The following is a 13506-nucleotide window of genomic DNA, read 5'->3' on the forward strand; positions in this document are numbered from 1 at the left end:
ATAATGAAGGAACAGATGATGCAAATCCCAATTTATACTTCAAAATTTAATATTCCCTATGCAGCTGCAACTTCAGAGTTGAAAAATTTAGCAAAACCATATTTTGAGTTTTCTACTTATTTTAATATAATACCAAATCCTGTAAAAACAAGTTTTGAATATTCATAATAAATGTAAAGAGAGCTCTCTTCAATTAGTATTTGCAATACATTAGGATAACAAATTCTAGTAATATTAAATGCTCAAAAACAAAACAAGTTGGTATTTCGAAATTGAAAATTGGGAATTATTTTATAATCGTAGCTTTTGATAAATCAGACTATAGTGCAAAGTTTGCGAAGGAGTAAAAACATCTTCCTATCTTTACATAAAAAAAAATGAATTCCAATCAATTATCCGCTGACGAATATTCGAGTTTTAATGCTACATACATTGAAACGTTAGAAAATGTGAATTTAATAGAAGAACTCGAAATTTGTTTGCACGATTTTATCCGATTCGTGCAAAATATCCCTATGGATAAATTTGATTATCGGTATGCTGAAGGAAAATGGACCATTAAAGATATCATTCAGCATATCATAGATTCAGAACGAATTTTTAGTTATCGTGCATTGCGAATTTCTAGAAATGACAAAACTCCATTACCTGGTTTTGAAGAAAATAATTATGTAGACAATACAAATGCAAATACCAGAAGTATCCAAGGATTGTTAACCGAAATGGCCGCCGTTAGAGAATCAACGCTATTGCTTTTTAAAAGTTTTACTCAAGAACAACTACAAATAATAGGAACTGCTTCAGATAATCCTATTTCAGTTCGTGCTATTGGATTTATAATTATTGGACATCAAAAACACCATCAAACCGTTTTTCAAGAAAGGTATTTATAATTTTACCCTTGAAAATCTTCTCCGCCTGAATCGTTTTCTCTTTTCTGCGATTTTTCTTTGTCGCTTTTTTGTTTGTTGAATCTATAAGTAAAGGATAATGTCAGCTGGCGTTCTCTCATTTGCATTTCCATATCAGAATTTACGTTTGGTAATCTCAAAGCATTTATTCTTTTTCTAGAATTAAAAACATCATTTACCGTAAATGAAATAGTGCCTTTGTCTTTTAAAATATCTTTGCTAAAAGCTAGATTCATACTGGCAAACGCTTTATTGGTTCCTTGTGCTACTTTTTGCGCTGCGTTATAAGTTTCGTTAATTTGAAAATCTATTTTATATGGCAATGTTACCTTTGAAGTTATTCGGGTAAACCAAGTCGAAGATGAATTATTGAAATTGATGGTTTCTATCTCATTTGAGGTTTTGATATAGGAATAGGTACCAATGGTTTTATTACTGAAAAAATTAAAATTAGTATTCAGTTTCCACCATTTATAAGGAGAGTAATTAAGAGTAAATTCAAAACCTATTTTATTATCTGTTGCTAAATTAAAAGGTGTGTTTATAATTACTGGAATTCCATTTATTTTATCGCCTCTTTCCTTACGAATAATTTGAAAAGCATCTAAAGTTCTATTAAAATACAACGAAGTGCTTAATGTAGTTTTTCCCCATTTTTTTAGATAACCTAAATCAAAGGCATCGCTAAGGGCTGGATTTAAATCAGGATTTCCTGCAAATAAATTGATATTGCTAGAATATTGAGAAAACGGATTAATAAATTGATCACGAGGTCTTGTAATTCGTTTGCTATAATTTAATGACAAACTGCTTCCTTGTTTGATTTCATAGGTTAAAAAAGCACTTGGAAAAAAGTTATTGTATTTTTTAGTGTTAAAATCTTGAAGTGTAATTTGGTTTATTTTTATATCAGAATTTTCAAATCTCAATCCAAATAAATAAGAGAAATTTTTGATTTTTGAACCAAATTGTGAGTACAAGGCACTTACATTTTCTACATATTCAAAAACATTGGTAAACTTGGTATTAATTGTAAACGCATTGTTTCCTAGAATATCTTCTTCTACTTTAAAATCAGTATTTAAAGTTAAATAATTACCTCTAAAACCAGCTTCAAATTGACTTTTTGTTCCAATGGGTAGCACATAATCCGATTGGATTAAATTCCTACTTTGGCTTTGAAGATTTGTTGTTCTTTCTGAAGAAATAAAATTAAAAATTGGCACAATTTGATTGCCATAAATATTCGAATTGTCTTTGTCTCTATTCTGAGAAAAGGAAGCATCAATAGTTAATTTTGCTCCTTCTTTCTTGAATTTTTTTATAAAATTACTAGCATATTCAAAATCTTGACTACTTCTGAATAAATCGTTAAAACGTTGTGTTTTGGTAAACGAATTGTCTGCATTATAAATGGAAAAGAATATATTTTCAGGATTTCCCCCATTGTTTTTTCTTAAAGAAAGAGAATTTATCCATGAAGTAGAGTTATTAAGGTACAATTCAATTCCCATGATTCCGTTAAAACCTTCACTTTTTCTATTATTTGTTCTTCGCTCTTCTATATATGAATCAAAATTGCGATTAATATCAAAATTTTCTTGGTTTATTTTAGTATTGCCAGGATTATTTCGTTTGTTATAGCCTAATGTTGCAAAGATGTTAGAAAATTTACTGCGAATATTTACGTTTCCTGAAGCGCCTGTATTTTCGGGAGTCCCAGCCGATAGAATTAGTACACCGTTTACGCCATCATTTTTCCCTTTTTTTAGAATTATATTTATAATACCACCACCACCTTCGGCATCATATCGAGCTGATGGGTTGGTAATTACCTCAACTTTATCTATAGCATCGGCAGGAATTAAACGCAAGGCTTCGGCAATGTTTATAGCCACAGATGGACGTCCGTCAATAAGGATTCTCACATTGTCATTGCCTCTTAGACTAACTTTTCCTTCTACGTCAACAGTAATTGATGGAATGTTATCTAAAACATCACTAACAGTTCCGCCTTTTACCATCAAATCCTGACCTACATTGTATACTTTTTTGTCTAATTTAATTTCAACAGTACTTTTTTCAGCACGAATTTCTACTTGATTTAGTTGAGTAGCATCTTCTTCTAAGGCAATAATTCCTAAATTGGTGTTTTCGGTAAATTTTTTGTTAATGATTTCAGTTGGTTTAAAAGAAATAAATTCAATTTTAATAGTATAAATTCCAGGACTTATAGCAATATTAAATTCTCCTTTACTATTAGTAATTCCACCAGCAATAGTTTTTTTATTATCAGTGTTTATAAATGTTAGGGTAGCATATTCTAAAGATTGTTTACTTACTTTTTCAATAACAATTCCTTTGATATTGATTGTTTTTGATGTTCCAGTATTTTGAGCAAAAAGGCTAATTGAAAATAAAAATAGAGTAGAGAGAAAAAAACAGGATAGGTTTTTCATATAAATGAGTATACAATAGTGTTTTGCAAAGATATGTTTTAAGTTAATGTTTCAATTCCTAAAGCTTTGTTAAAGAAAAAATTAAAGTATGGTTTTGATATTTTCTAATGGTCTTGCAATAACCGCTTGGTCCCGATATATAACAATTGGTCGTTCTATTAAAATTGGGTTATCAACCATAGCTTTTATAACTTCTGCATCTGACATTATTTTATTTTTGAAGTTTTCTATCCAAACTTTCTCTTTAACACGAACGAGCTCTATTGGTTTTATTCGTAGTTTATTAATTATTTCAGACAATTCATCAAAAGTAAAAATGTGCTCTAAGTATTTAATAATCTCGAATTCCTTACCAGATTGTTCTATAAAAGCGAGGCAATCTCTTGATTTTCCGCAACGAGAATTATGATAGATTTGAATCATGAAATATGTTTTAAATTTTATGTAAAGGAATTGAATTATTTTTAAAAATTAAACTAATTTCGTAGAGTATAAAAAGAGTAGATTTTAGACTATGTTTATAGAGCAAGGTGTACATCCTGAGAATAAATTTTGGAAATATATAATTGGTTCTTTGATAATTATTTTGGCATCAACTTTAGGTCAAATTCCATTGTTAATAGTTGTTTATATAAAATCGCTTTTAGAAGTAAAAAGTATTCCAACAAACACTGATGAATTGATGAAAGTTTTAGATTCTAATCTGACGCTGTTTTTAATTATGCTATCGTTTGTTTTTGCTCTTGCAAGTTTATATTATGTTGTTCAATATTTTCATAAGCAATCCTTTATAACAGTAACAACATCAAGGAAAAAAGTAGATTGGAGTAGGGTTTTATTTTCTTTTTGTATTTGGACTTTTTTCACAGTAGCTTCTACCGTTGCCATGTATTTTTTTTATCCAGAAAATTTTGTAATTAATTTTAAGCCAATTCCGTTTTTAATTTTGTTTTTTATTGCTGTGATAATGATTCCAATTCAAACCAGTACAGAGGAATATGTTTTTAGAGGCTATTTGATGCAAGGATTCGGAAATTTATCTTTAAATAAATGGTTTCCGCTAGTTATGACTTCTTTAATTTTTGGAGGGATGCATCTTTTCAATCCTGAAGTAGATAAATTAGGATACATTATTCTGGTTTATTATATTGGCACGGGTTTTTTACTGGGAATTATGACATTAATGGATGAAGGGATGGAACTGGCATTAGGTTTTCATGCAGCTAATAATTTAATCGGGGCATTATTGGTAACTGCAGACTGGTCTGTTTTTCAAACCAATTCCATTTTAAAAGATATTTCAGAGCCAAGTGCAGGTTTTGATGTAATTTTGCCAGTCATAATCATTTATCCTATACTTTTATATATCTTTAGTAAAAAATACAATTGGACAAATTGGACTGAAAAACTAACAGGAAAAATAGAAGATCAAACATAAAAATTAATTAATATTATAAACGAAATTAATCATGATGCCAACTTATCATAACGTACACAATGCCTTTAAATTAAATGGTTTTCATTTTGATCGCGAAAGTTTATTACGTGTAGCGTATAGTTTTATAAAAGAGGGACAAGATTTTGAAAAACCAATCGGGGATTTTTTATTAGATTGGTTTGATGATAAACCGTATATTGATTTGCAAAGTTCTGGAACTACAGGAGCTCCAAAAACAATTCGCACATCTAAACAAGCTATAGTAGAATCGGCAATAGCAACTGGAGATTTTTTTGGACTAAGACCCGGAAATAAAGTATTACATTGTCTGCCTGTAAAATATATAGCAGGTAAATTAATGTTTGTTCGTGCTTTTATACTAGGATTAGACATTGATTTTGTTGCTCCAAGTGCCAATCCATTCCAAGGAGATATTGCAGATAGAAAATATGACTTTGTAGCTATGGTGCCTTTACAAGCTAAAAATTCTTTAAAAGTATTAAATAGTAATGTAAAAAAAGTGATTATAGGCGGCTCTATGATTAGTAAAGCATTGCAAAAAGATTTATTAAAAATAGCAACCGAAGTTTATGAAACCTACGGAATGACTGAAACCATCACTCATATTGCTGCAAGAGAAATACATGAGAAAGCATTTACAGTTTTGCCAGAAATTACCATTTCTCATGATTATAGAAATTGTTTGGTAATACATGCACCAAGAATTTCTGACGATTTAATTGTTACTAATGATATTGTAGAATTAGTAGGTAAAAATCAGTTTAAATTTATAGGAAGATATGACAATATTATCAATAGTGGTGGTATAAAATTAATACCCGAGCAAATAGAAAACAAACTTTCAGGTAAAATTCCTTCTCGATTTTTTGTTACTGGAAAAAGTGATGAAAAATTAGGAGAAAAGTTAATCTTATTGGTTGAGGGTGATAAAAGACCTATTGATGAATCTGTTTTTGAAGCATTAGATAAATATGAAAAACCAAAAGAAGTCATTTTTGTTCCAAAATTTAAACAAACAGAAAACGGAAAAATTTTAAGAAAAGAAACGGCTAATAGTTTATAGTTAAACTATTTCAAGAAAAATAATACGCACTAAAAGTTGAATTCTAGTGCGTATTATTTTTTATTTTTCCATTTTAAAATAATAGTCTGCTGAATGTTTTCCACTTCCAAAAAAAAGGAAAAAAAGGCTAATCGCCAGCACCAAAAAAGCCACTAATAGGTTTCCTAAATGCATTTCGCCTATAAAATTAATAAGTACAGCACCAAATAGTATTGGAAGTTGTGCAATAATAGCCCATCGAGTTAGTAATCCAAAAATAATTATAATTCCGCCCATAATGTGAGCAGCAGCAATGTAATGAAATACAAACATTCCACCTAAAAAATTGCTTATTGGAGCAATTAAATCTTCAAAATCTCTGTTGTTAGTTATAAAAGAAGCTCCTTTATATATTAAAAAAACTCCTAATGCCACTCGTAAAAAATCTAATGTGATTGAAGTATGGCTATTAGCCCACTTATTCAAACCTTTAACTGAAGTATCCATAATAATTTAGTTTAAAATTCAATACTAAATTACTAATTTATTTGTTAAAAATTTATGCAATACTGAAATAAACAAATAAATTTATAAACAATTCTTTTTTTTTTTTTGAATCATAACTTAACCAAAACTGGTTTCTCGGTTTTTAGATTTTTAAACCGTTTTTATTGTACGCAATTAGGATAATAATTATTGGCAAAGGTTTTTCTAGAGTTTTTTTATTAATTTAAACCTGAATTACTCCCAAATTAAACTTTTTTTCAATAGGAGAGTGGTTGGCTGCTTCAATACCCATAGAAATCCAAGTTCTAGTTTCTAAAGGATCAATAATGGCATCTGTCCACAATCTTGAAGCAGCATAATACGGCGAAACTTGCTCATCATAACGTGCCTTTATTATATTGAATAATTCTTTTTCTTTAATTTCATCAACAACTTCTCCTTTTGCTTTAAGTGATGAAGCTTCAATTTGAGCCAATACTTTTGCAGCTTGTGTTCCGCCCATAACAGCAAGTTCGGCACTTGGCCATGCAAAAATCAAACGAGGGTCATAGGCTTTACCGCACATGGCATAATTTCCAGCACCGTAGGAATTGCCAATAATAACAGTAAACTTAGGTACAACCGAATTAGAAACTGCATTTACCATTTTAGCTCCGTCTTTTATGATTCCGCCATGTTCAGATTTGCTTCCCACCATAAAGCCAGTAACATCTTGAATAAAAACCAATGGAATTTTCTTTTGGTTGCAATTGGCAATAAATCGAGTAGCTTTATCAGCTGAATCTGAATATATAGCTCCTCCAAATTGCATTTCTCCTTTGGCTGTTTTAACTACTTTCCTTTGATTGGCAACTATTCCGACTGCCCAACCGTCAATTCTAGCATAAACAGTTATTAGTGTTTTTCCATAATCGCCTTTGTATTCATCAAATTCAGAATTATCAACCAATCTTTTAATGATTTCATACATATCGTATTGTTCAGTACGAGATTTTGGCAATATCCCAAAGATTTCTTTTTCGTCTAGTACTGGTTTTTGAGTTTTCTCTCTATTGAAACCTGCTTTATCAAAATCCCCGATTTTTCCAACAATATTTTTAATTCGATCTAGTGCATCTTTGTCGTCTTTAGCCTTATAATCAGTCACTCCCGAAATTTCGCAATGTGTAGTTGCTCCGCCAAGAGTTTCATTATCTATGCTTTCGCCAATGGCGGCTTTCACCAAATAACTTCCTGCAAGAAAAATACTTCCTGTTTTGTCTACAATCATAGCTTCGTCACTCATAATAGGCAAATACGCACCGCCTGCAACGCAACTTCCCATGACAGCAGCAATTTGAGTAATTCCCATACTACTCATAATTGCATTATTTCTAAAAATACGACCAAAATGCGCTGCATCAGGAAAAATTTCATCTTGCAAAGGCAAGTAAACTCCAGCACTATCAACTAAATAAATAATTGGCAAACGATTTTCCATTGCAATTTCTTGTGCTCGTAGATTTTTTTTGGCAGTGATAGGAAACCATGCTCCAGCTTTTACCGTTGCATCATTGGCAACTACAATACATTGTTTTCCCTTGATGTATCCTATTTTAACTACCACTCCACCTGATGGACATCCACCGTGTTCTAAATACATTCCTTCTCCTGCAAAAGCACCAATTTCTATTTTTTTGGCATCTTTGTCTAATAAATAATCAATACGTTCTCGAGCAGTCATTTTACCTTCGGCGTGTAACTTTTCTATGCGCTTTTCGCCTCCTCCAAGTTTAACTGTAACTAGTTTTTGTCTTAAATTTGTTAACAAAAGTTTATTATGGTCTTCATTTATATTAAAAGTCATGTCCATGTTAAGTAGTAAATTTTAGAAATGCTAATGTACGAAAACGTTTCCAAAAAGAATTAACTCGTATTTTTAAATAGTAAAGTCGTATATTTATAGCTCGTTTTTTTAATGATTTAATATTCACTTAACATTAGAAGAATACATTTGCGATTTAAAAATCATTAAATTATGACATTAAATAATATTTTTCAGTTCTTAGTGCCTAAGGATAAAAAATTTTTCCCACTATTTGAGGAGGCTACAGCCAATCTAGTAATTTTAGCAGAAACGTTGCACGAAGCAGTTAATGCTCCAAGATTAGAGCGTGATGAATATTTTAAAAAAATCGAAGAATTAGAGGCTGTTATAGAGGAAATTACTCATAGAACTCATTTGGAGTTAAGTAAAAATTTTATTACTCCATTTGATAGAGAAGATATACATTCATTAATTAAAGCAATCGATAACGTTGCCGATTACATGCATGGGGCTGCAAGCAGAATGCGTTTGTATCAAGTTGAGAAAATAACAAAATCTATTCGTAAATTAACTGAAATTAATCTTGAAGCGTGTCAACTTATAAATGAAGGAATTAAGCAGTTAAAAGACATGAATAATATCAAGATTATCAAAGAGACATGCAAAAAAATTAACAAATTAGAAAGTAAAGCTGATGTCGTTTTTGATAAAGCAGTTGCTGATATTTTTGAAAATGAGACTGATGCTAAAAATATAATTAAATACAAAGAAGTACTTTCTGCATTAGAATCAGCATCAGATAAATGTAAAATTGTTGCCAATGTAATGGAACAGATTTCAGTTAAACACTCTTAATAGTAATTTTAATTTTGACATACTCTATATGACTTTACTAATTACTATTATAGTTCTTGCCTTACTGTTTGATTATATTAATGGTTTTCATGACGCAGCAAATTCTATCGCTACAATCGTTGCTACAAAAGTATTAACACCTTTTCAGGCTGTAGTTTGGGCTGCTTTTTTTAATTTTCTAGCCTATTGGGTTTTTGGTTTTGGAGTTGCAGATACAGTGGCAAAAACTGCTAAGACGGAAAATATTGATTTAGTGGTTATTTTATCGGGAGTAGTTGCTGCAATTATATGGAATTTAATTACTTGGTGGAAAGGTATTCCTTCCAGTTCGTCACATACATTGATTGGTGGATTCGCTGGTGCAGCTATTGCTCATGCAGGTTTTAATGTTGTAAATTGGTATAAACCAGGTGAAGATGGAAATTTGCCATCTGGAGTATTAGTTGTAATTGCTTTTATTGTTTTAGCACCACTATTGGGAATGTTAATTTCTTACTTCATTTCTCTTTGGTTAATGTATTCTTCAAAAAAGAATATTTATCCAAAAATTCTAACTCTAGTTCTGATGTCTTTAGCAGTTTGGTTTTTAGATACTGTTTTAATTGATTTTAAAGACATTGCGAAGCCCAGATTTGAGAGTGAGTTTTTTAGTGTATTCGCTGAACCATCCAATATTAAATGGTTGTTGGTTGGGGTAATATTTTTTAGTATTGCAATTTTTAATTTACTTTTTAGTAGTTTTTCTACCGCAAGATCCGAGTCAATTTTAAAGAAAATGCAATTATTATCATCGGCTTCGTTTAGTTTAGGACATGGAGGAAATGATTCTCAAAAAGTGATGGGTATTATTGCAGCAGCAGTAGCTGTCTATTTAAATACTCATCCAAATGCAAATATGTCTTTAGGCTGGTTAGATTTAGATGTGGTTTTACCCTCTGAAAAAGATGGGGTAAAAATTTCGGGTAAAATGCCAGAATGGATTCCCATAGCATGCTACAGTGCAATTGCTGCAGGTACACTAAGTGGAGGATGGAAAATTGTAAAAACAATGGGTTCTAAAATTACTAAAGTAACTGCTTTTGAAGGGGTAGTTGCGGAGTCAGCAGGAGCATTAACATTATTTATGACGGAACACTTTAAAATTCCAGTATCTACAACACATACTATAACAGGTTCTATAATAGGAGTAGGAGTTACAAAAAGAGTTTCAGCAGTTCGTTGGGGAGTTACTGTAAAATTATTATGGGCTTGGGTTTTAACCATACCAGTTTCCGCATTGATTGCTGCTTTACTTTATTATATTATAAAATTATTTTAATTTTTATTACTTTATTTATTATTCCTGAATGATTTTTTCATTCAAGAATTCTTATTTAAAGCTTATATATTTTCAATGTTAAGTTTTTAGTTGAAACGAAAACTTAACATTGGGGAATTGTATTTATCAGTATTTTTGTTAACATAAAATTTACATTTATAAATACTTAAAATTATGATAGAAAAAAAAGGTTCACATGCAAATGATGTGATAGAAGTAACTTCTGAATCAGTAGAAAACATTATAGATCCAAATGATGTGATAGAAGCAACTTCTGATTTAGATAGAGAATCAAATTTTGCTAACATTGATGAAGCTGTAACTATCGAAGTTTTAAAAAAAATAAAATCTACTAAAAATTTAGATAAAGTAAAAAAAGCAAAGGAGAAGCAAAAGGAGAAAGAGAAAAAAGAAAAGGCTAAGAAAAAAGAGAAAGTAAAAAAAGAGAAACAAAAGGAGAAGGACAAGAAAAAGAAAGCCAAAAAGAAAGAAAAAGAAAAGGCAAAAAAGAAGCCAAAATTAAAAAAGAAAAAGTAAAAGCATATAATTACTGTGTTAAACTCTTAAATTAATTTTTAAGAGTTTTTTTTTATTTGATATATTTGATAAAAATTACATCTAAAATTTTCATGAAAAAAATTAAAGTTCTGTTTTTATTTCTTTTCTCAAGTTCAATTTATTCACAAGAAACAATCACACAATCTCATAATGATAACGATTTAAAGCTATCAGCACTACCTTATTATAGTTTTGGTAAAGGAGTAGGTTTGACATCTCCTGACAGTTTATTTCAATTAAATATAAGATTTCGTATGCAAAACAGAGTCTCTTATATTAAAAACGAAGGAGAAAATGGTGCTTATGATGGGCAAATTCGTCGTTTGCGATTGCGATTTGATGGCTACGTCGGAAATCCAAAATTTCTCTATGCCATACAATTATCGTTTGCACCAGGAGATGTTGGAGAAGTTGTAGAAGGTGAAAATATAAATATCATCAGAGATGCAGTAGTTTTTTATAGACCTAATAAGAATTGGAATATTAGTTTTGGTCAAACCAAATTGCCAGGGAATAGGCAGCGTGTGAATTCTTCAGGTGGTTTACAACTAACCGATAGAACTGTCAATAATGCTAAATTTACTATTGATAGAGATTTTGGTTTTCAAGTGCATAATATGAATGAATTTAAAAATAAGTTTTCTTATAATTTTAAAGCAGCTTTATCCACAGGTGAAGGCAGAAACGTAACTGGAAAAGCTGATGATGGAGTAGCAGTAACCGGAAAAATAGAGTTGTTACCACTTGGAGCTTTTGAAAAAGACGGAACCTATTTTGAAGGAGATATTATTAGAGAAAAGACGCCTAAATTAATGTTTTCAGGAGCTTTTCAACAAAATAATCAAGCTAAAAGAACTCAAGGTCAATTAGGATCTAATTTATTTGAAAATCGTACTATGAAATCAGTTTTACTAGATGCTATGTTTAAATACAATGGCTGGGCTGCAATGTCAAGCTATATGTCGAGAAGCACAAGTAAAAATGCAGTAACTTTTGATGCATTAGATGCTACAAAATTCAATTATGTATTTGTAGGGAGTGGTTTTGATTATCAATTGAGTTACATCAATAAAAACTATTATGAATTTATTGGCAGGTATTCCAATCAAAAAGTAGGCGGCGATATTAAAGTTTTTGCACCCAATACAAATCAATATTCATTAGGTGTTACAAAATACATTTGGCAACATTCCTTTAAGCTTCAAGCAGAACTCAATTATGATACTCTAAACTTTAATGACGGAACAAATAAAAATAATTGGTATTTGCGTTTTCAAATAGAAATCGGAATTTAATTAGTAGTTTTTCATCAATTTCAATTCATTAAGTCAATATCTTAATTCTACTATTTCTAAATGATAGAAAGTTTTTAAAGTTGTAAATTTGTATTTTAATAATTATATGTTTCAATTCAATTTTTGAACTAATACTCTAAAATTTACCGCTATTATGTCCACATTCAGACTAAAATTGCCAACTGATCCACGCTGGGTTAATATTGTAGATACAAACATCGAAGAAATCCTTACCGATCACGCTTGGTGCGAGCAAAAAGCAGCTTCTAATGCCATTACAATTATTACTATTAATTCAGAATATCCTGATTTAGTTTCAGATATGTTGGCTTTGGCCAAAGAAGAAATTGAGCATTTTCAGATGGTACACAATATCATTAGAAAACGTGGTTTGACTTTAGGACGCGAACGCAAAGACGAATATGTTGGTGAATTAGCCCAATACATGAAAAAAAGCAATACCGGAAGCCGAGTTTCCGGATTTGTTGAGCGATTGTTGTTTTCGGCTATGATAGAAGCTAGAAGTTGCGAGCGGTTTAAAGTGCTTTCTGAAAATATTCAAGACCAAGAGTTAGCCTTTTTTTATAGAGAATTAATGGAGAGCGAAGCAGGACATTATACTACTTTTATTACCTATGCCCGTAAATATGGCCACGGAATTGATGTTGAACAACGTTGGCAAGAATGGTTAGAATTTGAAGCATCAGTAATTGCAAAATATGGGAAGAAAGAAACCATTCACGGATAATAATCCTAAAATGATAATACTTTCTGAAGCTACTACCAAAGATATTATAACTATTCAAGAAATTGCGAAGATTACTTGGAGCCACACTTATGGAGAAATTCTTTCGAAAGCACAAATTGCTTACATGCTCGATTTGTTCTATTCAGACGAAATGTTGCACAAGAATTTAGAAAGTAATCACCATTTTATTCTAGCAAAGGAAGAAGAGAAAAGTTTAGGGTTTGCTTCTTATGAACATCATTATCAAAACAAACACCAAACCCGATTGCATAAATTATATGTATTGCCACAAGCTCAAAAAAGAGGAGTAGGTCAGTTGCTTATTGAAACAATTGAAAATAAATCAAAAGCAAAGAATGATTTATCAATATCCTTAAATGTAAATCGAAATAATTGCGCTTATCTTTTTTATAAAAAAATGGGTTTTCAAATTGTTGAAGAAGAAAATATAGCAATTGGGAATGATTATTTTATGGAAGATTATAAGATGGAAAAGGTATTGTAATCTCTTTAAGTTTAATTCATTACGGCTATGTTTTAATTTTTA

At 30.5% G+C, this 13506-nt stretch carries 14 protein-coding genes; 10 read left to right on the forward strand and 4 right to left on the reverse strand.

Annotated elements, in window-relative coordinates:
• The first annotated feature begins 3 nt into the window (after positions 1–3).
• The gene (locus F6464_RS14440; protein ID WP_225318001.1) at positions 4–168 is read left to right on the forward strand and encodes a hypothetical protein; all 165 of its coding nucleotides are present in this window, start codon (positions 4–6) and stop codon (positions 166–168) included.
• A 209-nt stretch (positions 169–377) separates the two neighbouring features.
• A complete protein-coding gene (locus F6464_RS00155) occupies positions 378–893 on the forward strand; it encodes a DinB family protein (protein ID WP_151105726.1) in 516 nt (171 codons plus the stop codon).
• Positions 894–895: 2 nt separating this feature from the next.
• On the opposite strand, the gene F6464_RS00160 is transcribed toward F6464_RS00155, so the two are convergent.
• The gene (locus F6464_RS00160; RefSeq protein WP_151105727.1) at positions 896–3370 is read right to left on the reverse strand and encodes an outer membrane beta-barrel family protein; all 2475 of its coding nucleotides are present in this window, start codon (positions 3368–3370) and stop codon (positions 896–898) included.
• An 81-nt stretch (positions 3371–3451) separates the two neighbouring features.
• Positions 3452–3793: an arsenate reductase (glutaredoxin) gene (gene arsC, locus F6464_RS00165; RefSeq protein ID WP_151105728.1), complete on the reverse strand. Its 342-nt coding sequence runs from the start codon at positions 3791–3793 to the stop codon at positions 3452–3454.
• A gap of 91 nt (positions 3794–3884) precedes the next feature.
• Here arsC and F6464_RS00170 point away from each other — a divergent pair, with 91 nt between their 5' ends.
• Together F6464_RS00170 and F6464_RS00175 are read left to right on the forward strand one after the other, a co-directional pair.
• Positions 3885–4808, forward strand: coding sequence for a CPBP family intramembrane glutamic endopeptidase (locus tag F6464_RS00170; protein WP_151105729.1), 924 nt, complete (start codon positions 3885–3887; stop codon positions 4806–4808).
• A gap of 31 nt (positions 4809–4839) precedes the next feature.
• A complete protein-coding gene (locus tag F6464_RS00175) occupies positions 4840–5892 on the forward strand; it encodes an AMP-binding protein (protein WP_394349377.1) in 1053 nt (350 codons plus the stop codon).
• Between the two features lie 60 nt (positions 5893–5952).
• Here the strand turns inward: F6464_RS00175 and F6464_RS00180 are convergent, their stop codons facing one another.
• Both F6464_RS00180 and F6464_RS00185 read right to left on the reverse strand, forming a co-directional pair.
• Positions 5953–6378 carry a DoxX family membrane protein gene (locus F6464_RS00180; RefSeq protein WP_151105731.1) on the reverse strand — a complete coding sequence of 142 codons (426 nt, stop codon included), beginning with the start codon at positions 6376–6378 and terminating at the stop codon, positions 5953–5955.
• Between the two features lie 223 nt (positions 6379–6601).
• Positions 6602–8230 carry an acyl-CoA carboxylase subunit beta gene (locus F6464_RS00185; RefSeq protein ID WP_151105732.1) on the reverse strand — a complete coding sequence of 543 codons (1629 nt, stop codon included), beginning with the start codon at positions 8228–8230 and terminating at the stop codon, positions 6602–6604.
• Positions 8231–8395: 165 nt separating this feature from the next.
• On the opposite strand from F6464_RS00185, the gene F6464_RS00190 reads away from it, so the two are divergent.
• From F6464_RS00190 to F6464_RS00215, 6 genes are all read left to right on the forward strand, one after another.
• Positions 8396–9040 carry a DUF47 domain-containing protein gene (locus F6464_RS00190; protein WP_151105733.1) on the forward strand — a complete coding sequence of 215 codons (645 nt, stop codon included), beginning with the start codon at positions 8396–8398 and terminating at the stop codon, positions 9038–9040.
• Positions 9041–9068: 28 nt separating this feature from the next.
• Entirely contained in the window at positions 9069–10358 is a 1290-nt protein-coding gene (locus F6464_RS00195) for an inorganic phosphate transporter (protein WP_151105734.1), read from the forward strand.
• A 174-nt stretch (positions 10359–10532) separates the two neighbouring features.
• On the forward strand, positions 10533–10895 hold the full coding sequence (locus F6464_RS00200) for a hypothetical protein (protein ID WP_151105735.1): 363 nt from the start codon (positions 10533–10535) through the stop codon (positions 10893–10895).
• A gap of 92 nt (positions 10896–10987) precedes the next feature.
• A complete protein-coding gene (locus tag F6464_RS00205) occupies positions 10988–12211 on the forward strand; it encodes a porin (protein ID WP_151105736.1) in 1224 nt (407 codons plus the stop codon).
• A gap of 154 nt (positions 12212–12365) precedes the next feature.
• Positions 12366–12959 carry a tRNA-(ms[2]io[6]A)-hydroxylase gene (gene miaE / locus F6464_RS00210; protein ID WP_151105737.1) on the forward strand — a complete coding sequence of 198 codons (594 nt, stop codon included), beginning with the start codon at positions 12366–12368 and terminating at the stop codon, positions 12957–12959.
• Positions 12931–13464, forward strand: a complete 534-nt coding sequence (locus tag F6464_RS00215; protein WP_225318002.1) for a GNAT family N-acetyltransferase — start codon at positions 12931–12933, stop codon at positions 13462–13464. Before miaE ends, F6464_RS00215 begins: the two co-directional genes overlap by 29 nt.
• Positions 13465–13506: the final 42 nt, after the last annotated feature.

The sequence above is a fragment of the Flavobacterium luteum genome (assembly GCF_008806775.1).
In the GTDB taxonomy this organism is placed as follows: Bacteria; Bacteroidota; Bacteroidia; order Flavobacteriales; family Flavobacteriaceae; genus Flavobacterium; species Flavobacterium luteum.

What these genes read in the sequence shown, in the direction of transcription:
- F6464_RS14440 (WP_225318001.1), top strand. Translation starts at nt 4, where the DNA reads ATGAAGGAACAGATGATGCAAATCCCAATTTATACTTCAAAATTTAAT.
- F6464_RS00155 (WP_151105726.1), top strand. Translation starts at nt 378, where the DNA reads ATGAATTCCAATCAATTATCCGCTGACGAATATTCGAGTTTTAATGCT.
- F6464_RS00160 (WP_151105727.1), bottom strand. Translation starts at nt 3,370, where the DNA reads ATGAAAAACCTATCCTGTTTTTTTCTCTCTACTCTATTTTTATTTTCA.
- arsC (WP_151105728.1), bottom strand. Translation starts at nt 3,793, where the DNA reads ATGATTCAAATCTATCATAATTCTCGTTGCGGAAAATCAAGAGATTGC.
- F6464_RS00170 (WP_151105729.1), top strand. Translation starts at nt 3,885, where the DNA reads ATGTTTATAGAGCAAGGTGTACATCCTGAGAATAAATTTTGGAAATAT.
- F6464_RS00175 (WP_394349377.1), top strand. Translation starts at nt 4,840, where the DNA reads ATGATGCCAACTTATCATAACGTACACAATGCCTTTAAATTAAATGGT.
- F6464_RS00180 (WP_151105731.1), bottom strand. Translation starts at nt 6,378, where the DNA reads ATGGATACTTCAGTTAAAGGTTTGAATAAGTGGGCTAATAGCCATACT.
- F6464_RS00185 (WP_151105732.1), bottom strand. Translation starts at nt 8,230, where the DNA reads ATGGACATGACTTTTAATATAAATGAAGACCATAATAAACTTTTGTTA.
- F6464_RS00190 (WP_151105733.1), top strand. Translation starts at nt 8,396, where the DNA reads ATGACATTAAATAATATTTTTCAGTTCTTAGTGCCTAAGGATAAAAAA.
- F6464_RS00195 (WP_151105734.1), top strand. Translation starts at nt 9,069, where the DNA reads ATGACTTTACTAATTACTATTATAGTTCTTGCCTTACTGTTTGATTAT.
- F6464_RS00200 (WP_151105735.1), top strand. Translation starts at nt 10,533, where the DNA reads ATGATAGAAAAAAAAGGTTCACATGCAAATGATGTGATAGAAGTAACT.
- F6464_RS00205 (WP_151105736.1), top strand. Translation starts at nt 10,988, where the DNA reads ATGAAAAAAATTAAAGTTCTGTTTTTATTTCTTTTCTCAAGTTCAATT.
- miaE (WP_151105737.1), top strand. Translation starts at nt 12,366, where the DNA reads ATGTCCACATTCAGACTAAAATTGCCAACTGATCCACGCTGGGTTAAT.
- F6464_RS00215 (WP_225318002.1), top strand. Translation starts at nt 12,931, where the DNA reads ATGGGAAGAAAGAAACCATTCACGGATAATAATCCTAAAATGATAATA.